A 26,706-nucleotide genomic window follows, 5' to 3' on the forward strand; every position below is an offset into this window, starting at 1 on the left:
CCCGGGTGTCGCGGATCCCCGAAGTGTTTCAACAGACCGGATGGTGACTTAGGTGGCGGAAGAGAGTCGCGGGCAGCGGGGGTCGGGCTACGGCCTCGGGCTGTCGACGCGGACGCAGGTGACGGGCTATCAGTTCCTTGCTCGTCGAACCGCGATGGCGCTGACCCGGTGGCGGGTCCGCATGGAGATCGAGCCCGGCCGGCGGCAGAACCTGGCCGTGGTGGCGTCGGTCTCCGCGGCGCTGGTGATCTGCCTGGGCTCGCTGCTGTACTCCTTCCTCAGCCCGTCCGGTCAGGTCAACGAGTCGCCCATCATCGCCGACCGCGATTCCGGTGCGCTCTACGTGCGGGTGGCCGACCGGTTGTATCCGGCGCTGAACCTGGCATCGGCCCGGCTCATCACCGGCCGGCCGGACAACCCGCACCTGGTTCGCTCCAGCCAGATCGCCAGCTTCCCGCGCGGTCCGCTGGTCGGGATCCCCGGGGCGCCGTCGAACTTCGCACCGAGCACCCCGACCAAGTCGTCGTGGCTGGTCTGCGACACCGTGGGTTCCGCGGGCGCGATGGGGTCCGGACCCGGCTCGCCCTCGGGGGTGACGGTGACCGTCATCGACGGCAACCCGGACCTCAGCGGTCACCGGCGGGTGCTGACGGGATCGGACGCCGCGGTCCTGAGCTACGGCGGCGACGCCTGGGTGATCCGCGAGGGACGGCGCTCGCGCATCGACGCGACGAACCGGTCGGTGCTGCTGCCCCTGGGTCTGACGCCCGAGCAGGTCAGCGCGGCGAAGCCGATGAGCCGCGCCCTGTTCGACGCGTTGCCGGTGGGACCCGAGCTGACGGTCCCGGACGTGACGGACGCGGGCAGCCCGGCGTCCTTCCCGGGCGCGCCCGGCCCGGTGGGCACGGTGATCGTCACCCCCCAGATCAGTGGTCCGCAGCAGTACTCGCTGGTGTTGTCCGACGGAGTGCAGACGCTGCCGCCGCTGGTGGCCCAGATCCTGCAGAACTCCGGACCGGTCAGCACCAGACCGGTGACCGTGGAACCGTCGGCGCTGGCGAAGATGCCGGTGGTCAAGAAGCTGGATCTGTCGTCGTACCCGGACAGCCCGTTGAACGTGATGGACATGCGGGAGAATCCGGCCACCTGCTGGTGGTGGGAGAAGACCTCCGGGGAGAACCGCGCCCGCGTCCAGGTCATCTCCGGGTCGACGATCCCGGTCGCGTCCCACGACACGAACAAGGTCGTGTCGCTGGTGAAGGCCGACACGACGGGCCGGCAGGCCGACCAGGTCTACTTCGGTCCCGACCATGCCAACTTCGTCGCCGTCACCGGCAACGATCCCGGTGCGAAGACCACGGAGTCGCTGTGGTGGCTGACTGACGCGGGCGCCCGGTTCGGGGTGGACGACACCCGCGACGTGCGCGAGGCGCTGGGGTTGAAGACCACACCGAGCCTGGCGCCCTGGGTGGCGCTGCGGCTGCTGCCACAAGGTCCGACCCTGTCGCGGGCGGACGCGCTGGTGGAGCACGACACCCTACCGATGGACATGTCCCCTGCAGAGTTGGTGGTACCGAAGTGAAACGCGGATTTGCACGCCCCACACCGGAGAAGCCTCCGGTCATCAAGCCGGAGAACATCGTCCTCCCCACTCCGCTGAGCATTCCGCCGCCGGAGGGCAAGCCCTGGTACATGATCGTGATCGGCGTCGTCGTGATCGGCCTCCTCGGCGGCATGGTGGCCATGACCTTCGCCAGCGGGTCACACGTGTTCGGCGGCGTCGGCTCGATCTTCCCGATCTTCATGGTCGGCGGGATGATGATGATGATGTTCGGCGGCCGGATGGGTGGCCAGCAGCAGATGAGCCGGCCGAAGCTGGACGCGATGCGCGCCCAGTTCATGTTGATGCTGGACATGCTGCGCGAGACCGCCCACGAGTCGGCCGACAGCATGGACGCCAACTACCGGTGGTTCCACCCCGCACCCAGCACGCTGGCGGCCGCCGTCGGCTCGTCGCGGATGTGGGAGCGCAAGCCCGACGGCAAGGACCTCAACTTCGGTGTCGTGCGGGTCGGCGTGGGCATGACGCGTCCCGAGGTGACCTGGGGTGAGCCCCAGAACATGCCGACCGACATCGAGCTGGAGCCGGTGACCGGTAAGGCGTTGCAGGAGTTCGGGCGCTACCAAAGCGTCGTCTACAACCTGCCCAAGATGATCTCGCTGCTCGTCGAGCCCTGGTACGCGCTGAGGGGGGATCGCGAGCAGGTGCTGGGGCTGATGCGGGCGATCGTCTGCCAGCTGGCCTTCTCGCACGGACCCGACCACGTCCAGATGATCGTGGTGAGTTCCGATCTCGACGAATGGGACTGGGTGAAGTGGCTGCCCCACTTCGGCGACCCCCGGCGTCAGGACGCCGCGGGCAACGCGCGGATGGTGTACGCCTCGGTGCGCGAGTTCGCCGCCGAGCAGGCCGAGTTGTTCGCCGGCCGCGGCTCGTTCACGCCCCGACATGCCAGTTCCTCGGCGCAGACGCCGACGCCGCACACCGTGATCATCACCGACGCCGCGGATCCCCAGTGGGAGTTCGTGATCAGCGCCGAGGGCATCGACGGGGTGACCTTCTTCGACCTGACCGGGTCGTCGATGTGGACCTCGGTCCCGGAGCGGATGCTCACCTTCGACGAGACGGGCATCATCGAGGCGCTGCCCCGCGACCGCGACACCTGGATGGTGATCGACGAGAAGCCGTGGTTCTTCGCGCTCACCGACCACTTCAGCCTCGCGGAGGCCGAGGACTTCGCGCAGAAGCTGGCGCGTTGGCGGCTCGCCGAGGCCTACGAGGAGATCGGCCAGCGGGTCGCCCACATCGGCGCCCGCGACATCCTGGCCTACTACGGGATCGACGACCCGGCCGACATCGACTTCCACGCGCTGTGGGGCAGCCGCTCCGACCACATGGGCCGGTCGCGGTTGCGCGCGCCGTTCGGCAACCGCTCCGACAACGGCGAACTGCTGTTCCTGGACATGAAATCGCTGGACGAAGGCGGCGACGGCCCGCACGGCGTCATGTCCGGTACGACGGGTTCGGGTAAGTCGACCCTGGTGCGGACCGTGATCGAGTCGCTGATGCTCAGCCACCCGCCGGAGGAACTGCAGTTCGTGCTGGCCGACCTCAAGGGTGGGTCGGCGGTCAAGCCGTTCGCCGGGGTACCGCACGTGTCGCGGATCATCACCGACCTGGAAGAAGACCAGGCGCTGATGGAGCGCTTCCTGGACGCGCTGTGGGGCGAGATCGCCCGCCGCAAGGCGATCTGCGACAGCGCCGGGGTGGACGACGCCAAGGAGTACAACTCGGTACGCCTCCGGATGCGGGCCCGCGGCCAGGACATGCCGCCGCTGCCGATGCTCGTGGTCGTCATCGACGAGTTCTACGAGTGGTTCCGCATCATGCCGACCGCGGTCGACGTGCTCGACTCGATCGGCCGGCAGGGCCGGGCCTACTGGATCCACCTGATGATGGCGTCGCAGACGATCGAGAGCCGCGCCGAGAAGCTCATGGAGAACATGGGCTACCGCCTGGTGCTGAAAGCCCGCACCGCGGGTGCCGCGCAGGCGGCCGGCGTGCCCAACGCGGTGAACCTGCCGGCCCAGGCCGGTCTGGGCTACTTCCGCCGGAGCCTCGAGGACACCGTCCGGTTCCAGGCGGAGTTCCTGTGGCGCGACTACATCTCGCGTGGAATCACGATCGACGGCGACGAGACGCCCAGGCTGGTGCACAGCATCGACTACGTGCGCCCGCAACTGTTCACCAATTCCTTCACCCCGCTCGAGGTCAGCGTCGAGGGGCCGGACCAGGCCGCGATCCCGACGAACGGCCAGTCGGCCGACGTGGCGCTGCCCATCGAGGCCGAGGAGGAAGACAACGAGGGGATCCGGGTACCCAAGATCGGTACCGTGATCATCGACCAGCTGCGCAAGATCCCGTTCGAGCCCTACCGGCTGTGGCAGCCGCCGCTGAACCAGCCCGTCGCCATCGACGAGCTGGTCAACCGGTACCTCGGGCACCCGTGGCAGCAGGACTACGGGACGGCCCGCGATCTCGTGTTCCCGATCGGGATCATCGACCGCCCGTTCAAGCACGACCAGCCGCCATGGACGGTCGACACCTCGGGTCCCGGCGCCAACGTCCTGATCCTGGGTGCCGGCGGTTCGGGCAAGACGACGGCGCTGCAGACGCTGATCTGCGCGGCCGCGATGACCCACACCCCCGAGCAGGTCCAGTTCTACTGCCTGGCCTACAGCAGCACCGCGTTGACCACCATCGCGCAGCTGCCCCACGTGGGTGAGGTGGTCGGCCCGACGGACCCGTACGGCGTGCGCCGCACCGTGGCCGAGCTGCTGGCGCTGGTGCGCGACCGCAAGCGCACATTCCTCGAATACGGGATCCCCTCGATGGAGGTGTTGCGGCGCCGCAAGTTCGGTGGCGCCCCGGGCCCGGTGCCCGACGTGTTCGGCGATGTCTATCTGGTGATCGACAACTACCGGGCGCTGGCCGAGGAGAACGAGGTCCTGATCGAGCAGGTCAACCTGATCATCAACCAGGGCCCCTCGTTCGGTGTGCACGTGATCGTCACCGCCGACCGCGAGTCCGAGCTGCGCCCGCCGGTGCGCAGCGGGTTCGGCTCGCGCGTCGAGCTGCGTCTGGCCGCCGTGGAGGACGCCAAGCTGGTGCGTTCCCGGTTCGCCAAGGACGTACCGGTCAAGCCGGGCCGCGGCATGGTCGCGGTCAACTACGTCCGCCTCGACGCCGACCCCCAGTCGGGTCTGCACACGCTGGTGGGCCGGCCCGCACTGAACAGCACGCCCAGCAACGTGTTCGAGTCCGACAGCATCGTCGAAGCGGTCAGCAGGCTCACGAGCGGGCAGGCCCCGCCGGTGCGGCGGCTGCCGGCCACCTTCGGTGTCCAGCAGGTGCGGGAGCTGGCTGCCCGCGACACCCGCCAGGGCGTCGGCGCCGGCGGGATCGCCTGGGCGATCTCGGAGTTGGATCTCAACCCGGTCTACCTCAATTTCGCCGAGAACTCGCACCTGATGGTGACGGGGCGGCGCGAATGCGGGAAGACCACCAGCCTGGCCACCATCATGGCCGAGATCGGGCGGCTGTATGCCCCGGGCGCCACCAGCGCGCCCGCCACGTCGCAACGCTCGGCCCAGGTGTGGCTGGTCGACCCGCGCCGACAACTGCTGACCGCGCTGGGTTCGGACTACGTGGAGAAGTTCGCCTACAACCTCGACGGCGTCCAGGCGATGATGGGCGAGCTGGCGGCGGTTCTGGCCGGCCGCGAGCCACCGCCCGGTCTGTCCGCCGAGGAGCTGTTGTCGCGGTCGTGGTGGAGCGGCCCGGAGATCTTCCTGATCGTCGACGACATCCAGCAGCTGCCGACGGGATTCGATTCGCCGCTGCACAAGGCCGTTCCGTGGGTGACCAGGGCCGCCGACGTGGGCCTGCACGTGATCGTCACCCGGTCGTTCGGTGGCTGGTCCTCGGCGGGCAGCGACCCGATGTTGCGGGCGCTGCACCAGGCGAATGCCCCGCTGCTGGTGATGGACGCGGACCCCGACGAGGGCTTCATCCGCGGCAAGATGAAGGGCGGTCCGCTGCCCCGTGGCCGTGGCCTGCTGATGGCCGAGGACACCGGTGTGTTCGTGCAGGTGGCAGCGACCGAGGTCCGCAAGTAGTTCGGCGCGCTGCGCCGGGGCGGCCCGGGGCCGAGCGGGTCAGCCCCAGCGCAGCGGTAACGCCTTGAGCGCGAACGTCTTCGACGGGAACGTGATCTGGGGAGTGTAGTCCGCGGGCAGTTCGAAGTCGGGGATCTGGTCGAGCCATTCCCCGACGACCACCGTCAGTTCCATCCGGCCCAGGTGGGAACCCAGGCAGCGGTGCGGGCCACCGCCAAAACCCCAGTGCCGGTGCACTTTTCCGTCCATCACCAGCTCGTCGGTGGATGTCTCGTCGCTGCCGTCGCGGTTGATCGCGGCCATGCACAACCGCACCGGCGTGCCCGCGGGCAACGTCATACCGCCGACGGTGACGACCTCCGTGGTCACCCTGGGCGCCACCGGCGCCGAGGGCTCCAGGCGGACGATCTCCTCGATGAAAACCCTGATCTGCTTGGGGTTGCCGCGGAGTTGGGCGCGTAGCTGGGGCCGGCGCGCCAGTTCGTACAGGGAGAACCCGATCGCCGCGGTGACCGTGTCCAGGCCCGCCAGCACCAGCAGGTGGGTCATGCCCAACAGTTCGAGGTCGGTGAATTCCCCCGGGCCGGTCATCACCTGCGACAACATGTCAGAACCGGGATTCTCCCGCCGCCGCCGGATCGCCTCGGCGAGATAGGTCAACAACTTGTTGCCTTCGGCCAGGTCCTCCTGCGTGAGGTACGGCTTGTCGGCGGCGATCGCGTCCTTCCAGGTGATGACCTGGTCCCGGTCCTCCAGGGGCAGGCCGTAGAGGTCGAGGAAGACCTGAAACGGGTACAGGCGGGCGAGTTGCGCCATCGCCTCGCACTCGCCTACCCGCGCGAACGCCCCGATCATCTCGGCGGCATGGCGCTCCAGCACCGCCCGGGACCTGCTGAGCGCGTGCGGGCTGAAATACGGCTGCAGCACCTTGCGGTAGCGGGTGTGTTCCGGCGGGTCGAATGCCAGCGGCACCACCGGCAGGGGGCTGCCCGGGGGTTGCAGTGCCAAGCGTGAGGAGAACACCTTCGGGTTGCGCAGCGCCGCGAGCACGTCCTCGCGGCGGGTCAGGTAGTAGTGGCCGTTCATGAACACCACGGGACCGGCATCGCGCAACGTCTTCCACCCGAGGCCACGGTCTTCGGCCATCGGCAGCTTCGTGTATTCGAGTCGCGGCAGGTAGAACGAGCCGGGCTGGCCTTCGTCGGGAGCGCTCATGCTCTCTGGTCTCCGCATGCTGGGGGTCAGATCCAAGGGGGTCTCGGGTCGTGATGGCACACCAATCTTGCATCTTTGGCCCGGACCCGCCGGTGACCGGGTCAGCCCCACCGCAGTGGCAGCGATTTCAGCGCCAACGCCTTCGACAGGAATTCGACGTCCGGGGTGTAGCCCGGCGGCAGGTCGAAGTGCGGGATCTGCCGAAGCCACTCGCCGACGATAACGGCGAGCTCGAGCCGGGCCAGATGGGCGCCCAGGCAGCGGTGCGGACCTCCACCAAATCCCCAGTGCCGGTGCACCTTTCCATCCATCACCAGCTCGTCGGTGGACATCTCGTCGCTGCCGTCTCGGTTGATGGCGGCGATGCACAACCGCACCGGGGTGCCCGGGGGCAGCGTCATCCCGCCCACCTTGACGAAGTCGGTGGTGACCCGGGCCACCACCGGCGCCGACGGCTCCAGCCGGACGATCTCCTCGATGAACACCCTGACCTGCCTGGCGTCCTCGCGCAGCTCACCACGCAGCGCGGGGCGCCGCGCCAGCTCGAACAGCGCGAACCCGATCGTCGCGACCACGACATCCAGGTCGGCCAGGATCTGCAGAAAAACCGTGCCGAGCACCTCGAGGTCGCTGAGTTCGCCGGGCCCGTGCATCACCTGCGACAGCATGTCGGAGCCGGGGCGGCCACGACGCCGGTCGACGGCGTCCGCGAAATACGCCAGCAGCTCGTCGCCCTGGCCCATCCCGGACCTGCCGGCGACCACGGCGTCCTTCCACCCGATCACGCGGTCCCGGTCCTCCAGCGGCAATCCGTAGAGGTCCATGAACACCTGGAACGGGTAGAGGCGCGCGAAATCGGCCATCGCCTCGCACTCGCCCCGGCCCGCGAGGCCCGCGATCATGTCGGCGGCGTGGTGCTGCAGCACGGGGCGGGATCTGCCCACCGCCTGCGGGCTGAAGTGGGGGTCCAGGATCGTGCGGTAGAACGTGTGCTCGGGCGGGTCGAACGCCAGCGGCACCACCGGCACCGGGCTGCCGGGGGGCTGCAGCGCCAGTCGGGCCGAGAAGAGCGTGGGGTCGCGCAGCGCCGCCAGCACGTCCTCGCGGCGGGTCAGGTAGTAGTGGCCGTTCATGAAGACCACCGGCCCGGCATCCCGCAACGCCTTCCAGCCGGCGCCGCGGTCTTGGCCGAGCGGCAAGGCCGCGTACTCCAGCCGCGGCAGCTCGAACGCACCCGGCCGGGGTTCGCCGTGAGTGCTCATGCTCAGTTCCAGCGCAGCGGCAACGACTTGAGCGCGAAGGTTTTCGACGGAAACGGGATCTCCGGGACGTAGCCGTCCGGGAGGTTGAAGTCGGGGATCTGTCGCAGCCACTCGCCGACGATGATGGTCAGTTCTATCCGGGCCAGGTGCGAGCCCAGGCAGCGGTGCGGTCCGCCCCCGAAGCCCCAGTGCCGGTGCATCTTTCCGTCCACGACCAGCTCGTCGGTGGACGTCTCGTCGCTGCCGTCGCGGTTGATGGCGGCCGTGCACAGCCGCACCGGGGTGCCCGGGGGCAGTGTCATGCCGCCCACCTTGACGAAGTCGGTGGTGACCCGGGCAGCAGCCGGCGCCGATGGCTCCAGCCGGACGATCTCCTCGATGAAAACCCTTATTTGCCTTGGATTTTCACGAAGCTTGCCGCGCAGCTGCGGCCTGCGCGCCAATTCCAGCAGCGAGAAGCCGATCGCCGCGGCCACCGTGTCCAGACCGGACAGGATCAGCAGGTGCGTCATGCCGAGCAGCTCGAGATCGGTGAGCTCGCCCGGGCCGGTCATGATCTGCGTCAACAGGTCCGACCCCGGGTTCTGCCGGCGTCGGCGGATGACGTCGGCGAAATAGTCGTACAGCTCGTCCCCCTCGGACCTGCCGGCGACCACGGCGTCCTTCCACCCGATCACGCGGTCGCGGTCTTCCAGCGGCAGCCCGTAGAGGTCCATGAACACCTGATAGGGGTAGAGGCGGCCGAACTCGGCCATCACCTCGCATTCGCCCCGGCCCGCGAGGGCCGCGATCATGTCGGCGGCGTGGCGTTCCAGCACGGGCCGCGACGTGCTCAGACCCTCCGGGCTGAAGTACGGGTGCAGGATCTTGCGGTAGCGGGTGTGCTCGGGCGGGTCGAAGGCCGACGGCAGTACCGGCACCGGGCTGCCGGGGGGCTGCAGCGCCAGTTGCGCCGAGAAGAGGTTCGCCTCGCGCAGTGCCGTCAGCACGTCCTCGCGACGGGTCAGGTAGTAGGCGCCGTTCATGTACACGACCGGCCCGGCGTCCCGTAGTGTCTTCCATCCGACACCCCGGTCTTCGGCCATCGGCAGCGTCGAATACTCCAGCCGCGGCATGGGGGAGGCGCCCGGCTGCCAGTCGTCGAGAATGCTCATGTGCGCTGGTGTCCGCCCATCTGTCTTCGTGATCGCCCGATGCGGCGAGGCTGTCGACCCTACCGACCGACTAATCTACCTAGTGAGTTGTCAATCCGACCTGGCGTGCTTGTCGGAGCCGCCGAAGAAGGAACCCAGGTGAAGGTTCGTCTCGAGAAGTCGAAATGCGTAGGGCACGCCCAGTGTTACGCCGTCAGTCCCGAGCTGTTCCCCATCGACGACTCGGGCTACTCGATCCTCGAAGAGCACGAGGTGCGGCCCGAGGACGAGGAGCTCACGCGCGAGGGCGTGGCCTCCTGCCCGGAAATGGCGCTCGTCCTCGAGCAGGATTGACAGCACTGTCCGCTGAGTCGACAGCCGAGCAAACTGCGGATGAACGGCGGTTGACTTCGAGTGAACAGTGGTCGGCGGGCAATGAACAGTTGGCGTCTCCGGTCGGTGTCCCGCTTATAACGGGTTAATGTCTTGGCGAGCGACAGGTCAGCGCAGAAGCGAGCTGTCGCTCGGTTGCTGACTATGGGGGTGTCCAAACAGGATGTGCGCGTCGCTCGTGACCGGAGTCAGGGGAATCCCGTTGAGGGATCACTAGTCCGCCACTGTGATATGACGCGCCAACTTGTTCGGCTTGCCCCTCGAATGGATTTGCTGACTGTGAACGCACAGGTCAAGGCTCCGCCGGCTCAGCGGCCCGGAAGTAGCGAATGTGACGAGGCCGTGACCGCGGCCTCCGCTAGGTCTTGTCCGAACGTCGGGGTCGCCTGGCGACCACGGCCCGATAAGGGAGGGCACGGTGTTTGACTTCGGGGCGCTACCGCCCGAAATCAATTCCGGTCGCATGTACACGGGTCCAGGATCGGCGCCAATGATGGCCGCCGCGTCGGCATGGGATGGATTGGCGACCGAACTCGGTACGGCCGCCACCGGTTACGGTTCGGCGATCACGGAATTGACCAGTGGACCCTGGGTGGGGCCGGCGTCGGCCTCGATGATGTCGGCCGTTGCGCCGTATGTGAGTTGGCTCAGCGCGGCGGCAGGTCAGGCCGAGGAGACCGCCAACCAGGCCCGGGCGGCCGCGGGCGCCTACGAGACGGCGTTCGCGATGACGGTGCCGCCGCCGGTGGTTGCGGCGAACCGGGCATTGCTGCTGACGCTGATCGCGACCAACTTCTTCGGGCAGAACACCCCGGCGATCGCCGTCACCGAGGCGCAGTACGTGGAGATGTGGGCGCAGGACGCGGCCGCGATGTACGGCTACCTCGGATCGTCGTTGAGTGCCTCGCAGCTGGTCCCGTTCAACTCGCCGCCCAAGACGACCACCCCGAACGCTGGTGCCGACCAGGCCATGGCGGTGGCCCAGGCCGTCGCCACCCCGGCCGGCAACTCGGCGCAGACCACCGCGACCACCACCCCGCAGCTGGTCCCGGCGGTGGTGACGCCGCACGCGATCTCGGCGGCCACCGCGCTGCCCCAGCCGCTGCAACAGCTGCAGAACCTGTTGACGACGGCCACCACGAACCCGGCGGCGCTGCCGTGGCCGCTGAACCAGATCCCCACCCCGTGGAACACCTCCGGCATCACCCAGGCGAGCTACTACACGTTGTTCCACAACCTCTTCCAGGCGTACAACGGCTACGGTGCGGGCTACCACGGGTTCCAGTGGGGACAGCAAACCGTGACCGGCCTCGGCACCACGGCCGGTGAGGGCGGTTACTGGTACCCGACGCCGCAATTCGCCCAAATCGGCCTGGGCGCCCACACCGCCTCGGCGGTGTCGGCCGGCACGGGCGGGGCCGGCCGGATCGGGGGCCTGTCGGTGCCGTCGGGGTGGACCACGCCGGCAACGGAGGTCGGCTCCGTCGTCAAGGGAATAGGGGGGACCCCCGTCCACGCCGCGGCGAACAACGCACCCGGCAACGCGCTGTTGCGCGGAATTCCACTCGGGTCCGGAAGCCGGCGCGCGGCTTCCGGTTACGTCAACAAGTACGGGTTCCGCTACAGCGTGGTGGTGCGCCCGCCTTCCGCCGGATAAGCCCGGACAAGAACATGACCATGCCCACTGAATCTCGAAAGCGGTTTCGCTCGAGGGTTTTTGGAAAGGAGACCGCATGTCGTTCGTGACTACGCAGCCTGAGGCCCTGGCGTCGGCGGCGGGGACGTTGCAGGGGATCGGCTCGACGTTGAGCGCCCAGAACGCCGCAGCGGCGGCCCCGACGACGGGGGTGGTGCCTGCGGCCGCCGACGAGGTGTCGGCGTTGACCGCGGCGCAGTTTGCCGCGCACGCGCAGATGTACCAGGCCGTGAGCGCTCAGGCGCAGGCGATTCATGAGATGTTCGTCAACACCTTGGGCATGAGCTCGGGGTCGTATGCGGCGACCGAGGCGGCCAACGCGGCCGCGACCGGCTAAAGGAGGTCAAAGGTGATTGATTTTGGTGCCATTCCGCCGGAGATCAACTCCGCGCGGATGTATTCGGGTCCGGGCTCGTCGTCGCTGATGGCGGCGGCCTCGGCGTGGAACGGGCTGGCCGCGGAGTTGAACTCCACGGCGCTGGGCTATGACAAGGTGGTCACCGCCCTCAGCAGTGAGGAGTGGTTGGGGCCGGCCTCGGCGTCCATGGCTCAGGCCGTCGCGCCGTACGTGGCGTGGATGAGCACCACCGCGGCCCAGGCCGAGCAGGCCGCCGCCCAGGCGCGCGCGGCCGCGGCGGCCTACGAGAGTGCGCTGTCCGCCACGGTGCCCCCGCCGCTGGTGGCGGCCAACCGCACCGAGACGGCCCGGGCGATCGCGACCAACGTGCTGGGGCAGAACACCGGGATCATCGCCCAGTTGGAGGCCCAGTACGCCCAGATGTGGGCCCAGGACGCCACCGCGATGTACACCTATGCGGCCCAGTCCTCGACAGCCACCAAGGTGACGCCCTACAAGAACGCACCGGCCATCGCCAACCCCGCCGCCCAAAGCCTGCAAACCGCCGCCACCACAACCGCGGCGGGCGGATCGGCCACCAACAACCTGCAGAACATCATCTCGTCGCTGCCGAGCACGTTGCAGGGCCTCGCCAATCCCACCGGGACCTCGAACCTGGTGGCGCAGTTCCAGAACGCCAACCCCATGCTCCAAGAGCTGTGGTTCGTGATCAGTGGCCAAAGCGTGCTGCCCAGCAACATCGGGACGTTCATCACCGGCTACAACAGCTACTCGGCCCTCTGGTACAACACGGAAGGTCTGCCCTACTTCTCCGTTGGTATGGGTAACTTCGCCGTGCAGATCGCCAAGACCACGGGTGCACTGGGCGGCGCCGCGCCCGCGGCCGCCGGTGCGGCCAAGGCCCTGCCCGGCCTGGGCGGGCTGGGCGGCCTGCTCGGTGGCGGTGGCGGCGGCATCGCCGCCCACGCCGCGTCGGCGACCATGGGCGGTGCCGGCTCCCTCGGCGGCAAGCTCGCGGTGCCGGTCGCCTGGTCGGGTGCCACCGCGCCCCTGACACACGCCCCGGCCCAGCTGGTCAGCACCGTCAGCGCCGCCCCCGAGGCAGCGGCCGGTGCCGGTGGCGGACCCGGGAACCTGCTCGGCGGCATGCCGCTGTCCGGCGCTGGCGCCGGTAGCGGAGTCGGGTCCGGGCCCCGCTACGGATTCCGCCCCACCGTCATGGCGCGGCCGCCGTTTGCCGGTTAGGCCGTCCCGACCGGTTCGCACGCGCGCAATGACCGCAAACGAACGGCCCGGGACCCGAGGCATCGCCGGTCGGAGCCGCGTGCCGATGGCGTTCCGCGTGACCTGGCCCGGTGGCCGGACTAGCAGACGCACGATTGCTGTGACTGTGTTGTCAGAAGCATCGTCAGAGCCCCCGCGCGGGGTGGTGCGCTGTTATCCTTGCGTAACCGAAGGTGAATTCGGCGTGCCGTTTCGTGAACAGTTGCGAACAGGGGACGCCGAAGGCAGCCTGGGGCTACGTAGTCATCTACTCTCATCCGAGAGCGATTGCTGGAAAACTATCGAGGAGGGAACAGTATGTCGTTCGTGACCACACAACCGGAGGCGCTGGCTGCGGCGGCCGGGAACCTGCAGGGCATCGGCGCCACCATGAGCGCTCAGAACGCGGCTGCCGCGGCCCCCACGACCGGGGTTGTGCCCGCCGCCGCCGACGAGGTTTCGGCGCTGACCGCGGCCCAGTTCGCCGCACACGCCCAGATGTACCAGGCAGTGAGCGCCCAGGCGCAGGCCATCCACGAGATGTTCGTGAACACGCTGTCGATGAGCTCCGGCTCGTACGCGGCCACCGAGGCCGCCAACGCTGTCGCTGCCGGCTGACCGGGCCGGCGGTTGGGGGGCTCTGGGTTCACCGTCACCTGCACGGTTTCCCGGGTAACCGCCCGGCAGCATCGGCAGCACGCCTGACTCGAACGTCCCGGTTCGGGTCAGGCGCCTTTCACAGTGGTACAGCGCCCGGACGGCCCTCGGCTGACGGGAAGGGGGGGAACATTCTTCAGGTATTCGGTTCGACGGTCTGCATGCGTGTAACCGTCCGGCCGGCGTCGACCATGTCGACGCATCGCCGGGTCAGACCGAGAGCGGTCCGACCCGTCCGACTCGAATAAACAGAGCAGTTCACCAGACGACATCGCCAGACGACATCACCAGAGGACAAAGGAGACAGGCAACATGCCAACACGTTTTATGACCGACCCGCACGAGATGCGCGCGATGGCCGGCCGCTTCGAGGTGCACGCCCAGACCGTCGAGGACGAGGCCCGCAAGATGTGGGCGTCGTCGATGAACATCGCCGGAGCCGGCTGGAGCGGTCAGGCCCAGGCCACCTCGTACGACACCATGGGCCAGATGAACCAGGCCTTCCGCAACATCGTCAACATGCTCCACGGGGTGCGTGACGGGCTGATCCGCGACGCCAACAACTACGAGCAGCAAGAGCAGGCCTCGCAGCAGATCCTGGGCAGCTAGCGCCGAAACGCGCCGCTGCGTAACATTCCAGACGTTAGGAGAACTGTCATGTCAATCAATTACCAGTTCGGCGATGTGGACGCCCACGGCGCCACCATTCGCGCCCAGGCCGCCTCGTTGGAGGCCGAACACCAGGCCATCGTTCGTGATGTGCTGGCCGCCGGTGACTTCTGGGGTGGTTCGGGTTCGGTGGCCTGCCAGGAGTTCATCACCCAGTTGGGTCGCAACTTCCAGGTGATCTACGAGCAGGCCAACGCCCACGGCCAGAAGGTGCAGAGCGCCGGTTCCAACATGGCCAGCACCGACAGTGCCGTCGGGTCCAGCTGGGCCTAAACCCCAACTTCAGGCGCGGCAGCACACCACACACCGGTGTGCTGCTGCGTCCTGCGGTTACCGATTAAACCGACCTTCGAGGGATTGATGGACCAACAGAGCACCCGCACCGACATCACCGTCAACGTCGATGGTTTCTGGATGCTCCAGGCTCTCCTGGACATCCGGCACGTTGCGCCGGAGTTGCGGTGCCGGCCATTCGTGTCTACCGACTCCAACGACTGGCTCAACGAGCATCCCGGCATGGCGGTGATGCGCGAGCAGGGCATCGTCGAAAACGACGAGGTGAACGAGCAGGTGGCCGCCCGCATGCGGGTGCTCGCCGCGCCGGACCTCGAGGTGGTCGCCCTGCTGTCGCGGGGCAAGCTCCTCTACGGCGTGGTCGAGGACGAGAATCAGCCGCCCGGTTCGCGCGACATCCCCGACAACGAGTTCCGGGTGGTGCTGGCCCGGCGCGGCCAGCACTGGGTGTCGGCGGTCCGGGTGGGCAGCGACATCACGGTCGACGACGTCGCCGTCGCCGACAGCGCCTCGATCGCGGCCCTGGTGATGGACGGCCTGGAATCGATCCACCACGCGGAGCCCGCGGCGATCAACGCGGTCAACGTGCCTCTCGAGGAGATGCTCGAGGCGACGAAGTCGTGGCAGGAGTCGGGCTTCAACGTGTTCTCCGGCGGCGATCTGCGGCGCATGGGCATCAGCGCCGCCACGGTGGCCGCGCTGGGACAGGCACTGTCCGACCCGGCCGCCGAGGTCGCGGTGTACGCCCGTCAGTACCGGGACGACGCGAAGGGACCCAGCACCTCCGTGCTGTCGCTCAAGGATGGATCCGGCGGCCGGATCGCCATGTACCAGCAGGCGCGGACGGCGGGTTCGGGGGAGGCCTGGCTGGCCATCTGCCCGGCGACGCCCCAGCTCGTGCAGGTGGGCGTCAAGACCGTACTGGACACCCTGCCTTACGGCGAATGGAAAACGCACAGCAGGGTTTGACCCGCAGACGAAACACAGAGTTTACCGATGCTTTTACGCACAACATGCGGTGAGGATACGGACACGGCATACTTCTGGAGAAGCATCAGCAAATTCCACACGAGTGTCACCACAACTCTTAATCGCGAGGCCAGGCAGATGAGATCCGAATTAGTCGAACTGCACGTACCGGGGGGCGACGACGCCTCGGGTAGTGCATGGGCCGATGCCCGCGCGTGGCTGGAGACACGGAGTTACACACCAACCATTGCAGGGGGTGCAGGGCGATGACCGCGGTAGTTGAAGCGCCACAGACTGATGTAGAGGGAGTCGCACAACCTCGGTCAGTCGTGGTCGGCATCATGGCCGGCACGGGGGTACAGATCGGCGTGTTGTTGGACGCCAACGCCCCCGTCTCGGTGATGACCGATCCGCTGTTGAAGGTGGTCAACAGCCGGCTGCGGGAGCTCGGCGAGGCCACGCTCGAGGCCACCGGCCGAGGCCGCTGGGCGCTGTGCCTGGTCGACGGCACTCCGCTGCGGGCCACCCAGTCGCTGACCGAGCAGGACGTCTACGACGGCGACCGGCTGTGGATCCGGTTCATTGCGGACACCGAACGCCGCTCGCAGGTCATCGAACACATCTCGACGGCCGTTTCGGCGAACCTCAGCAAACGATTCGCCGCGATCGACCCGGGCACCGCGGTGCAGGTCGGGGCCTCCATGGTCGCGATCGGCGTAACCGCCGCGGCAGCGCTGATGGGCTGGTGGCGTTGGGACCACAACTCGTGGTTGCCCACCGTCTATGGCACGCTGATCGGCGCCGCCGTCATGGCAGTCGCCGTCATGCTGCTGATGAGGGCCAAGACGCCGGCCGAACGACTCGTCGGCGACATCCTGCTGCTGAGCAGCCTCGCGCCACTCGCGGTCGCCGCGGCGGGGGCGCCTCCCGGCGGCGCGGGATCCCCGCAGGCGGTGCTGGGCTTCGGTGTTCTGAGCGTCGCCGCCGCGCTGGTCCTGCGCTTCACCGGCCGGCGGCTGGGGATCTACACCGCGATCGTCACGATCAGCGCGGTGGCGACGGTCGCCAGCCTGGCGCGGATGGTCGCGATGACCAGCACGGTGACCATGTTCACCTCCATCGTGCTGGTGTGCGTGCTGGCCTACCACGCGGCGCCGGCCCTGTCCCGGCGGCTGGCCGGGATCCGGCTGCCCGTGTTCCCGTCGGCCACCAGCCGTTGGGTCTTCGAGGCCCGTCCCGACCTGCCCACCACGGTGGTGCGCTCCGAAGGCGGCCCGCCGGTGCTGGAGGGACCGGCGTCGGTCCGCGACGTGGTGTTGCAGGCCGAGCGTGCCCGCTCGTTCCTGACGGGTCTGCTGACCGGGCTGGGCGTGCTGACCGTGTTCTCCCTGACCGTGCTCTCCGACCCGCGCGGCGGGCAGCGCTGGCTGCCACTGCTGCTGACCGGCTTCACCGCGGGCTTTTTGATGCTGCGCGGCCGCTCCTACGTCGACCGCTGGCAGTCGATCACCCTGGCCGGCACGTCCGTGATCATCGTCGCGGCGGTGGTGGCAAGGTACGCGATCGTGCTGCAGTCCCCGCTGGCGATCTCGATCAGCGTGGCGATCCTGGTGCTGCTTCCGGCGGCGGGCCTGACCGCGGCCGCGGTCGTCCCCAACACCATCTACAGCCCCCTGTTCCGCAAGTTCGTGGAGTGGATTGAATACCTCTGCCTGATGCCGATCTTCCCGCTGGCATTGTGGTTGATGAATGTCTATGCAGCGATCCGCTACCGCTGACCGGAAGGTGTGGCGCGGTCGTGCGACCCGTGCGACCGTCGCCGCGCTCCTACTCACCTCGGGCGCATTGGCGGGCCTGCCACCCGCCTCTGCCATCTCCCCACCGACGATCGACCCGGCCGCAGTGCCACCCGACGGTCCCCCCGGGCCGCCGGCGCCGATGAAGCAGACCGCCTACTGCACCGAGGTCGGCGTGTTGCCCGGCACCGATTTCAAGGTGCCGCCGCAGTACATGGACATGCTCAACCTGCCCGAGGCGTGGCAGTTCGGCCGGGGCGCGGGTGTGAAGGTCGCCGTGATCGACACCGGCGTCACTCCGCACCCCCGGCTTCCCCGCCTGATCCCCGGGGGGGACTACATCATGGGCGGGGACGGCTTGTCCGACTGCGACGCGCACGGCACCATCGTGGCGTCGATGATCGGCGCGGCGCCGACGCAGGCCTCCGACGCGTACAGCGGGATCGCCCCGGACGTCGACATCATCTCGATCCGGCAGTCCAGCCAGGCATTCGGCCTCAAGGACGCCTACACCGGTGACGAGGATCCCCAGACCCGGGCGAAGGTCGACAGCGTCGAGACGATGGCGCGGGCCATCGTGCACGCCGCCGACATGGGCGCCCAGGTGATCAACATCTCCGACGTAACCTGCATGAGCGCCCGCAACGTGGTCGACCAGCGCTCGCTGGGCGCCGCGGTGCGCTACGCGGCGGTCGACAAGAACGTCGTCATCGTGGCCGCCGCCGGTGACAGCAGCAAGAAGGACTGCAAGCAGAACCCGCTTTTCGACCCGTTGCAGCCCAACGATCCGCGCGACTGGAACGCGGTCACCACCGTCGTGACGCCGTCCTGGTTCAGCGACTACGTCCTGACGGTCGGGGCGGTCAACAACGACGGCCGTCCCCTCAGCCAGGGCGGTCAGGGACAGGGCTCGTCGAGCATCGCCGGACCCTGGGTCGGGATCGCCGCGCCGGGCACCGACGTGGTCGGACTGTCGCCGCGTGACGACGGCCTGATCAACGCGATCGACGGGCCCGACAACACGCTGCTGGTTCCGAGCGGCACCAGCTTCTCGACCGCGATCGTGTCCGGGGTGGCCGCCCTGGTGCGCGCGAAATACCCGGAGCTGTCGTCCCACCAAATCATCAATCGGTTGACCCGCACGGCCCGGGCGCCCGCGCGCGGCGTGGACAATCAGGTCGGGTACGGTGTCGTTGACCCGGTGGCCGCGCTGACGTGGGACGTTCCCGAAGGTCCGGTGAAGCCGCCACAACAGCTTTCGGCACCGCTGAACACGCCCAAGCCGGCCCCGCCTCGCGACGAGGTTCCGGTCTGGGTGGCCGCAGGGGGGCTGACCGGGGCGCTACTGATAGGCGGCGCAGTGTTTGGTGTCACGATGTTGATGAAGCGATCGCGTAAGCAGCGATGAGGGCGGGACGGTAATGAAGGCTCAGCGCAGGTTTGGTTTGTCGTTGTCCTGGTCACGGGTCACGGCGGTTTTCGTGGCCGACATCGCGATCCTGATCGTGGCGAGCCACTGCCCGGACTCGTGGCAGGGCGACCACCATGTGGCGTGGTGGGTCGGTGTGGGGCTGGCGGTGCTGGTCACTCTGTTGTCGTTGATCACCTACCACGGGATCACGGTGATCTCGGGACTTGCCACCTGGGTGTGGGACTGGTCCGCCGACCCGGGCACCGCGTTGGCCACGGGCTGCACGCCGGCCGTCGACTACCAGCGCCGTTTCGGGCGCGACAAGGTCGGGGTCCGCGAATACGACGGCCACCTGGTCGCGGTGATCGGGATCGACGACGGCGACGACGACTCGGCGGCACGCCACCGCCACCGTGCGGGCTCGGCCACGCTGCCGGTGCAGGCGGTCGCCGCGCAGCTGCAGCAGTTCGACATCCACCTCGACGACGTCGACATCGTCACCGTGAAGGTGCGCCGCGGAGGGAACGCGGCAGAACTGTCGGCTCTCGAGGACTGGGGTCCCGAGGAATGGGGGCTCGTGGGCGACCCCCCGACGTCGTATGTACGCAAGACGTGGCTGGTGCTGCGGATGGACCCGCAGCGCAATGTCGCCGCGGTAGCGGCACGCGATTCGCTGGCGTCGACGCTGGTGGCGGCCACCGAAAGGATCGCCCAGGATCTCGACGGGCAGACCTGTGTGGCCAAGCCGTTGACCGCCGACGAACTCGCCGAGGTCGACAAAGCCGTGCTGGCCGACCTCGAGGCGACGTGGAGCCGTCCCGGCTGGCGCCATCTCAAGCATTTCAACGGCTTCGCGACCAGCTTCTGGTTGACGCCGTCGGACATCACCACCGGGTCGCTGGAAGAGCTGCTGCTCACCGACGACGAGGCCGTCGGCGCGACCGTGATCACGATCCGGCTCAACACCCGCAGCGGACAGCCCCGGCTGTCGGCCTGGGTGCGGTACCACAGCGAGGGCCGGCTGCCCAAAGAGCTGTCCGCGGGCCTCAACCGGCTCACCGGCCGCCAGCTGGCCGCGATGCGCGCCAGCCTGCCCGCCCCGACGACCCGGCCCCTGCTGGTCGTACCGAGCCGTGAGTTCCTCCACGACGACGACCTGGTGCTGCCGGTGGGCCAGGTGCGGGACGACGCTGAAAGCGTGCCCACGGGGCGATGACACGCCCGCAGACCACCGCCGAGGACGCCCGTAACGCCATGGTCGCCGGTTTGTTGGCGTCGGGAATTTCCGTCAACGGGCTCCAGCCCAGCAACAACCCGCAGGTGGCGGCGCAGATGTTCACCACCGCGACCAGCCTTGACCCGGCGATGTGCGACGGCTGGCTGGCGCGGATCCTGGCCGGTGAGCAGAGCATCGAGGTGCTGTCCGGCGCGTGGGCGGCGGTCAGGACCTTCGGGTGGGAAACCCGTCGCCTGGGGGTCACGGACCTGCAGTTTCGGCCCGAGGTGTCCGACGGGCTGTTCCTGAAGCTCGCCGTCACCAGCGTGGAGTCGCTGGCGTGCGCCTACGCCGCGGTGCTGGCCGAGGCCAAACGCTACCAGGAAGCGGCCAAGCTGCTCGACAGCATCGAGCCGCGCCACGCCTTCGACGAGGAACTGTTCAACTACGTGCGCGGGGTGCTGTTCTTCCGCACCGGACGCTGGCCCGAGGTGCTCGCCCAGTTTCCCGAGGGGAAGACCTGGCGTCACCCCGAGTTGAAGGCGGCGGGGGCGGCGATGGCAACCACCGCGCTGGCGTCGCTCGGCGTCTTCGAGGAGGCATTCCGGCGCGGACAGGACGCCGTCGAGGGCGACCGCGTGCCGGGAGCCGCCAACATCGCCCTCTACACCCAGGGCATGTGCCTGCGCCACGTCGGGCGCGAGGAGGAGGCCGTCGAACTGCTGCGCCGGGTCTACTCGCGCGACCCGAAGTTCACCCCGGCCCGCGAAGCGTTGGACAACCCCAACTTCCGGCTGATTCTGACCGATCCGGAGACCATCGAGGCCCGCACCGACCCGTGGGACCCCGACAGCGCGCCGACCCGCGCCCAGACGGAGGCCGCTCGCCACGCGGAGGCGGCGTCAAAATACCTCGCCGAAGGGGATGCCGAGCTCAATGCGATGCTCGGCATGGAGCGCGCCAAGCGCGAGATCAAGCTCATCAAGTCGACGACCAAGGTGAACCTGGCCCGCGCCAAGATGGGTCTCCCGGTGCCGGTGACCTCGCGGCACACCTTGCTGCTTGGCCCTCCCGGAACCGGAAAAACTTCGGTGGCAAGAGCTTTCAGCAAGCAACTGTGCGGGTTGACGGTGCTGCGCAAGCCGTTGGTGGTGGAAACCAGCCGCACCAAGCTGCTGGGCCGGTACATGGCCGACGCGGAGAAGAACACCGAGGAAATGCTCGAGGGCGCCCTGGGCGGCGCGGTCTTCTTCGACGAGATGCACACCCTGCACGAAAAGGGCTACTCCCAGGGCGACCCGTACGGCAACGCGATCATCAACACGCTGCTGCTGTACATGGAGAATCACCGCGACGAGTTGGTGGTCTTCGGTGCGGGCTACGCCAAGGCGATGGAAAAGATGCTCGACGTGAACCAGGGTCTGCGGCGGCGCTTTTCGACGGTGATCGAATTCTTCAGTTACACCCCCAACGAACTGGTCGCGCTGACCAAACTGATGGGGGCGGAGAACGAGGACGTCATCACCGACGAAGCGGCCGAGGCGCTGCTGCCCTCCTACACGAAGTTCTACCTCGACGAGAGCTACTCCGAAGACGGAGACCTGATTCGCGGCATCGACATCCTGGGCAATGCGGGATTCGTGCGCAATGTCGTGGAGAAGGCCCGCGACCACCGCAGCTTCCGCTTGGACGACGATGATCTCGACGCGGTGCTGTCCAGCGATCTCACCGAGTTCAGCGAGGCGCAACTGCGCCGCTTCAAGGAACTGACCCGCGAGGACCTCGCCGAGGGCCTCGGCGCGGCGGTGGCCGAGAAGAAGCCGGACTAGGTTGAGGTTTGTCGCAGGTTGGAAATCTACCCCCTGCGTGCCGCACCCACCACCGAGCGGGAAGAGCGCCGTGCGGCAGACGACCCTTCGCCTTGGCGACCCGCATGGCTTGTTTTCGTGCCGGACTCGTTAGCCCCGCGGTCAGCCCGAGGCACTTCTTGGAGCTAGACCACAACGGTAATACTGCTTGGTCTTACTGCTGCTACCCTTACCTCATGCGCGTCACAAGCAAGGGACAGGTCACCATCCCACAGGATGTTCGCCGGCGTTTGGGCATCGTGGCTGGCAGCGAGGTTGACTTCGAGGTCGACGCCGACGGCGTCCGGCTCGTGCGGCGCACTGAGGGACGCGGCGCGGCTCTAGTCGAGCAGATGCGCGGGCGTCACCTGCCAATGACCACCGACGAGATCATGGCGTTGACTCGCGGCGAATCCTGAGCTATGCCGCTTGGGACGCTGGTGGACTCCAACGTGCTGCTCGACGTATTCACCGATGACCCCCGTTGGGGCGAGTGGTCTGCCGAGCACCTGGCGAAAGCATTCGACGCCGGCCCGGTCACCATCAACCCGCTGATTTTTGCTGAACTCTCCGTCGGATTCGATCGGATCGAGGACCTCGAGGAGGCACTGCCCGATCGCATCGAACGCGAGGACCTGCCCTGGGAGGCCGCTTTCCTGGCGGGGCGTTGTTTTCTGCAGTACCGCCGCCGCGGTGGTGCGCGCCGTTCGCCGTTACCCGACTTCTACATCGCCGCCCATGCCGCGACGACCGGACGAGCACTGCTCACCCGTGATCGCCCTCAGTACCTGGACCTTCTGCCGACGCTGGAGGTCATCTCACCTGACTGATGGGCCGGCCGTGCGAATGCGCCGTCCCCTGCCGGGTCAGCGATTTGGTACCGAGACGGTGCAGCGGGTCGGAGGGAGCGTCAGGCGAACCCGATGGCATTTCTGGCAAGAAAAGCGCGGCAACAAAATCCAAGGATCTATGGCGAAGCACCGGATTGGCGACGCTGGCGTGCCCTGACCGTGGCCGCGGAGTTGGGTGCGGGAGCCACAACCGTGAAACTGGTGGCGCAGAAACAGTTCGATCTTCGCGGCCCGGATGAGCGTTGCGGTGTAACCCTCGCGGCTGACCTCAGATTCCTCAAACGACACCCCATGTCTTCGCCGGTGCTTCCACCAGCCATTTTCCTGATGGATCATGATCCAAACGACAGAGACATCTCACCTTGCCGGTCCACCGTCGCCGCACTCATCGCCTTCGGATCGGCCTGCTCGATGACCACCGGGTACTTGCCGCCACATGGGGCAAGCCGTACCGCCTCCGCGATCAAAGCCGGTGAGGCACGTCGCGCCGCGTTGACTCCCGGCGCCTTGGAGTGTAACAATCGTGCACGTAGGCACCTCGCTAGGTGAGGCGTCCACACGGATACAGGCCACTGACCTCGAACGTCGAAAGACGCCCAGGGTCAGGACAGCTCCTCCCGGCTTAAGGGTTGAGCCCAAGTGGCTTTCGGCTCCGGCCGAATACGCCGTGTGGTGCCAAAGCTCTGACGAGAGGGGTGCGGCTCCCGGGATTTCCCGCTCGGGCTCACACCTTCCGAAGTGCCCTGACGGCATCAGCGTATGCCCCGGCCGCGAGGAGGTGAGGACCGAAATGAGCCCTGGCGATAGTCCGCATCCCGAGTTCGACGACCATTTCGATCCGATCGTGGCCGCTCCCAACCTCTGAGCGAGTCCTGAAACAGGGCACTTTCAACCTCTGGTGACTGCGGTTGTACGGGGTGAATTCTCTTGCAATTCACTTGCATGAAGCACCTAAGGTTTGGGTAAGCTAAGTGCCGAGCCGTCATGGCCGGGACTCCCGGGACCGTCAGCAGCTGCCCGGTCGGAACGACAGTTTACCCGTGCGATAGAAACGATTGTCATTTTCATCTAGGCTGCCTTCATCGGCGCCTACGGGCCTGTGAGGAGACTTGGAATGCTGTTCGTTACCGCGCAGCCGGAATCGTTGGCCGCTGCTGCCGCTCGCCTTGCGCAGATCGGTTCGACGCTGGCCGGCGAGCACGCCGCCACCGCCCCGCCGATGACCGGGGTGGTACCAGCCGCCTCCGACATCGTGTCGATGCTGACGGCCGCTCAGTTCGCCCGGCATGCTCAGACCTTCCAGGCATTGAGCGCCCAGGCCGCCGAAATCCACGAGAAGTTCGTGGCCACATTGGCGGCCAGCGCCGGATCGTATGCCGCCACCGAGGCAGCCAACGCGGCCGCGGCCCGTTAACCCGGCAGGAGCACCAATGTTGGACTTCGCCGCGCTACCTCCCGAAATCAATTCGGCCACAATGTATTCCGGTCCCGGATCCGGTTCGATGTTGGCCGCCGCCGGCGCATGGAACACGATCGCCGCCGAGATGCGTTCGGCGTCGGCGTCATACAGATCGGTGATCGTGGAGCTGACGAGCACCGGCTGGCTGGGCCCGTCGTCGATCTCGATGGTGGCCGCGGCCACGCCGTACCTGACCTGGTTGGACACCGCCGCCACCCGGGCCGAGCAGACCGCGGGCCAAGCTTTCGCGGCCGCGACCGCCTTCGAGTCGGCGTTCGCGGCGACGGTCCCCCCACCCGTTGTCACCGCCAACCGCGCACAGCTGGCGATGTTGGTGGCCACCAACGTCTTCGGCCAGAACACTCCGGCGATCGCGGCCAACGAAGCCCAGTACGCCGCCATGTGGGCCCAGGACGCCTCCGCGATGAACGGCTACGCCAGCGACTCGACGGCGGCCACTCAATTGACGCCGCTCGCCGCTCCGCCGAAGAGCACCCAGACCGACGGGGTTGCCAATCAATCGGCGGCGGTCACCAAGGCGGCCCGGACACCAGCCGGAACCGTGCAGGCGAACCTCTCCGCGGTAGCGTCGACAGCCGCGAACGCGGCCTCCGCGGAAGACTTTAAGTCATTGCTGTCGGGGATCTTTAGTGGCGCGAACAACTCGGCTGTGGGCACGTTCATGCAAGGCAATTACTTCAGCACTCTCGTCGTGAACGGGGCTTTGGCGGGTGGACCGTTCAACCCGCAGTTCCTCCTTGGGACCATCGCCGGTTTCAACTTCCTGTCGAATGCGACGAAAGGGGGCGGCCTGCTGCCGGGCCTCGGCGACATCGCCTCGGCGAGCGCCGACGTCTCCCCGGCGGCAGCGCTCAGCGGCTTCAGCGCCCCGATCTCAGCAATGGTTGGTCATGCCAACCTGGTCGGTGCAGTGTCGGTGCCTCCCGGTTGGGCTTCGGCGGCGGCGATCCGTCCGGCCGACGCGGCGATGCCGGTGACCGGTCTAAGTGACATCGGATCCCCCGTTGGCACGGGCGGTCCGGGTGGGTTCGCCGCACCGGTCGGAGGTGCTGCGGGCCGTCGACGCGCTATCCCTAAGTACGGGTTCCGACCCGTCGTGATACCCCGCCCTCCGGCGGCCGGATAAGAGCCTTCCAACGAAGTTCAGAAGAGGGGATAGCCATGCTGGATTTCGCAGTGCTACCGCCAGAGATCAATTCGGCCCGCATGTACTCGGGGCCGGGCTCGGAATCGATGAGCGCCGCTGCCGCGGCGTGGAATCGTATCGCCACCGAGATGCGTTCGACAGCAACCGCTTACCGCGCGATCATCACCGAGCTGACCGACGAAACCTGGCTCGGCCCTTCGTCGGCGTCGATGTCGACAGCGGCCGCACCCTACCTCGAATGGTTGGCTGTCACCGCTTCCCAAGCCGAGCAGGCCAGCGCCCAGGTCTTTGCGGCGGCGACCGCTTTCGAAGCCGCTTTCGAAGCGACGGTACCCCCGCCGGCGGTCGCGGCGAACCGCGCCCAACTGGCAAACCTGTCGGCCACCAATATCCTCGGCCAGAACACCGCTGCAATCGCCGCGAATGAAGCTCAGTACGCGGCGATGTGGGCGCAGGACGCCGCCGCCATGAACGGCTACGCTACCGCGTCGGCGGCGGCGACCCGCTTGGCGCCGTTGACGTCGCCGTCGTCCACCACCAACACCGACGGGCAAGCCGGCCAAGCAAATGCGAAACCAGCCGATTCCACGACTCCCGCCGGATCGATGTCCGGACTCCTCCAGTGGCTCGGTATCGCGCCCAACACGAACAACTCCACCGCAGGCGTGGCAGGACTGCTCAACTATCTGGACGGAACCAACGGGTCACTTGTCGGAAGCTTCCTCAACGATGCAACTGTCGCAAACTTCTCTAACGCCCTCACCACCAGCGGGCTGACGAATCCGACGTCCGTGATCGATTCGGTGACCGCATACAGCTTCCTGTTCGCCACCCAAGGCGCCGCCTCGTTCGACATGTCCGACCTGGCCGCCGGGCTGGCGTTGACCGGGCCGATCGGGGTGGCCCCGGGCCTGCCGAGCCTTTCGGCCGCGGCGGTGTCGGCTCAACTCGGGCACGCCAGCCTCGTCGGGGCCGTATCGGTGCCCCCGGCCTGGGGTGCGAGCGGGGCGACGGTCAACCCGGTCGCAGCTGCCACGAGCCGTATCGGCGCCGGGGCCTACCACAGCCTGAGCAACGCCACCCCCATGGTGATGGAAGAGACCGGGCCCGTGGGCATGCCCGGGCTGCCCCTGGCGGGCATGACCGGGCCGCACGAGGACGAGTTCAGCGCCCCGATCTACGGATTCCGCCCCCGCATCATCACCCGGCCACCTGCAGCGGGTTGACCCACGACCGGTCGAGACCGCCGCCGGGCGGCAAGGGCCGGCCACAACCAAGGACTCACCAAAATCCAAGACTCACCAAAATCC

General features: G+C 67.8%; 22 protein-coding genes and 1 riboswitch. Of the genes, 19 read left to right on the forward strand and 3 right to left on the reverse strand.

Translation table 11 applies throughout. The annotated features are described in order from the left end of the window. The first annotated feature begins 52 nt into the window (after window positions 1-52). A complete protein-coding gene (gene eccB / locus FPZ47_RS02030) occupies window positions 53-1,582 on the forward strand; it encodes a type VII secretion protein EccB (protein WP_144947303.1) in 1,530 nt (509 codons plus the stop codon). Then, the gene (gene eccCa, locus FPZ47_RS02035) at window positions 1,579-5,739 is read left to right on the forward strand and encodes a type VII secretion protein EccCa (RefSeq protein WP_144947307.1); all 4,161 of its coding nucleotides are present in this window, start codon (window positions 1,579-1,581) and stop codon (window positions 5,737-5,739) included. Before eccB ends, eccCa begins: the two co-directional genes overlap by 4 nt. A 39-nt stretch (window positions 5,740-5,778) precedes the next feature. Here the strand turns inward: eccCa and FPZ47_RS02040 are convergent, their stop codons facing one another. The 3 genes from FPZ47_RS02040 to FPZ47_RS02050 all read right to left on the reverse strand — a co-directional run bounded on the left by FPZ47_RS02040 (window position 5,779) and on the right by FPZ47_RS02050 (window position 9,370). Beyond that, complete coding sequence (locus tag FPZ47_RS02040) at window positions 5,779-6,954, reverse strand: cytochrome P450 (RefSeq protein ID WP_144947310.1); 1,176 nt, start codon at window positions 6,952-6,954, stop codon at window positions 5,779-5,781. Between the two features lie 101 nt (window positions 6,955-7,055). Further along, complete coding sequence (locus tag FPZ47_RS02045) at window positions 7,056-8,216, reverse strand: cytochrome P450 (RefSeq protein WP_144947312.1); 1,161 nt, start codon at window positions 8,214-8,216, stop codon at window positions 7,056-7,058. A 2-nt stretch (window positions 8,217-8,218) separates the two neighbouring features. After that, the gene (locus FPZ47_RS02050) at window positions 8,219-9,370 is read right to left on the reverse strand and encodes a cytochrome P450 (RefSeq protein ID WP_144947315.1); all 1,152 of its coding nucleotides are present in this window, start codon (window positions 9,368-9,370) and stop codon (window positions 8,219-8,221) included. A 138-nt stretch (window positions 9,371-9,508) separates the two neighbouring features. Between FPZ47_RS02050 and FPZ47_RS02055 the strand changes: the two genes are divergently transcribed. The 17 genes from FPZ47_RS02055 (at window position 9,509) to FPZ47_RS02140 (ending at window position 26,622) form a co-directional block, all read left to right on the forward strand. Further along, window positions 9,509-9,703, forward strand: a complete 195-nt coding sequence (locus tag FPZ47_RS02055; protein ID WP_144947317.1) for a ferredoxin — start codon at window positions 9,509-9,511, stop codon at window positions 9,701-9,703. 457 nt (window positions 9,704-10,160) lie between these two features. Further along, window positions 10,161-11,399 (forward strand): PPE family protein, encoded by a 1,239-nt coding sequence (locus FPZ47_RS02060; protein ID WP_144947320.1) that lies wholly within the window; start codon window positions 10,161-10,163, stop codon window positions 11,397-11,399. A gap of 76 nt (window positions 11,400-11,475) precedes the next feature. Further along, window positions 11,476-11,775, forward strand: a complete 300-nt coding sequence (locus tag FPZ47_RS02065) for a PE family protein (protein ID WP_144947324.1) — start codon at window positions 11,476-11,478, stop codon at window positions 11,773-11,775. 12 nt (window positions 11,776-11,787) lie between these two features. Continuing rightward, window positions 11,788-13,041: a PPE family protein gene (locus FPZ47_RS02070; protein ID WP_281291729.1), complete on the forward strand. Its 1,254-nt coding sequence runs from the start codon at window positions 11,788-11,790 to the stop codon at window positions 13,039-13,041. Window positions 13,042-13,377: 336 nt separating this feature from the next. Further along, complete coding sequence (locus tag FPZ47_RS02075) at window positions 13,378-13,677, forward strand: PE family protein (protein ID WP_144947327.1); 300 nt, start codon at window positions 13,378-13,380, stop codon at window positions 13,675-13,677. Window positions 13,678-14,028: 351 nt separating this feature from the next. Further along, window positions 14,029-14,325, forward strand: a complete 297-nt coding sequence (locus tag FPZ47_RS02080; protein WP_144947330.1) for a WXG100 family type VII secretion target — start codon at window positions 14,029-14,031, stop codon at window positions 14,323-14,325. 48 nt (window positions 14,326-14,373) lie between these two features. Beyond that, window positions 14,374-14,658 carry a WXG100 family type VII secretion target gene (locus FPZ47_RS02085; protein ID WP_144947333.1) on the forward strand — a complete coding sequence of 95 codons (285 nt, stop codon included), beginning with the start codon at window positions 14,374-14,376 and terminating at the stop codon, window positions 14,656-14,658. A gap of 87 nt (window positions 14,659-14,745) precedes the next feature. Beyond that, on the forward strand, window positions 14,746-15,648 hold the full coding sequence (locus tag FPZ47_RS02090; RefSeq protein ID WP_144947337.1) for an ESX secretion-associated protein EspG: 903 nt from the start codon (window positions 14,746-14,748) through the stop codon (window positions 15,646-15,648). Between the two features lie 266 nt (window positions 15,649-15,914). Then, a complete protein-coding gene (gene eccD / locus FPZ47_RS02095; protein ID WP_144947340.1) occupies window positions 15,915-17,426 on the forward strand; it encodes a type VII secretion integral membrane protein EccD in 1,512 nt (503 codons plus the stop codon). Continuing rightward, entirely contained in the window at window positions 17,404-18,852 is a 1,449-nt protein-coding gene (gene mycP / locus FPZ47_RS02100) for a type VII secretion-associated serine protease mycosin (RefSeq protein WP_145039319.1), read from the forward strand. The genes eccD and mycP overlap by 23 nt, the downstream gene beginning before the upstream one ends. Before the next feature lie 13 nt (window positions 18,853-18,865). Continuing rightward, window positions 18,866-20,071, forward strand: a complete 1,206-nt coding sequence (gene eccE, locus FPZ47_RS02105; RefSeq protein WP_144947344.1) for a type VII secretion protein EccE — start codon at window positions 18,866-18,868, stop codon at window positions 20,069-20,071. Further along, on the forward strand, window positions 20,068-21,900 hold the full coding sequence (gene eccA / locus FPZ47_RS02110; RefSeq protein ID WP_144947347.1) for a type VII secretion AAA-ATPase EccA: 1,833 nt from the start codon (window positions 20,068-20,070) through the stop codon (window positions 21,898-21,900). The genes eccE and eccA overlap by 4 nt, the downstream gene beginning before the upstream one ends. A gap of 215 nt (window positions 21,901-22,115) precedes the next feature. Further along, window positions 22,116-22,337: an AbrB/MazE/SpoVT family DNA-binding domain-containing protein gene (locus FPZ47_RS02115; RefSeq protein WP_144947349.1), complete on the forward strand. Its 222-nt coding sequence runs from the start codon at window positions 22,116-22,118 to the stop codon at window positions 22,335-22,337. Window positions 22,338-22,340: 3 nt separating this feature from the next. Further along, the gene (locus tag FPZ47_RS02120; RefSeq protein ID WP_144947351.1) at window positions 22,341-22,748 is read left to right on the forward strand and encodes a type II toxin-antitoxin system VapC family toxin; all 408 of its coding nucleotides are present in this window, start codon (window positions 22,341-22,343) and stop codon (window positions 22,746-22,748) included. A gap of 551 nt (window positions 22,749-23,299) precedes the next feature. After that, a riboswitch (M-box (ykoK) riboswitch) is annotated at window positions 23,300-23,471 on the forward strand. A 412-nt stretch (window positions 23,472-23,883) separates the two neighbouring features. Then, window positions 23,884-24,183: a PE family protein gene (locus FPZ47_RS02130; RefSeq protein WP_144947354.1), complete on the forward strand. Its 300-nt coding sequence runs from the start codon at window positions 23,884-23,886 to the stop codon at window positions 24,181-24,183. 61 nt (window positions 24,184-24,244) lie between these two features. Then, window positions 24,245-25,375, forward strand: a complete 1,131-nt coding sequence (locus tag FPZ47_RS02135) for a PPE family protein (protein WP_428321240.1) — start codon at window positions 24,245-24,247, stop codon at window positions 25,373-25,375. Window positions 25,376-25,410: 35 nt separating this feature from the next. Continuing rightward, a complete protein-coding gene (locus FPZ47_RS02140) occupies window positions 25,411-26,622 on the forward strand; it encodes a PPE family protein (protein WP_144947357.1) in 1,212 nt (403 codons plus the stop codon). The last annotated feature ends 84 nt before the right edge of the window (window positions 26,623-26,706 follow it).

Source organism: Mycobacterium helveticum (assembly GCF_007714205.1).
GTDB classification, from domain to species: Bacteria; Actinomycetota; Actinomycetes; order Mycobacteriales; family Mycobacteriaceae; genus Mycobacterium; species Mycobacterium helveticum.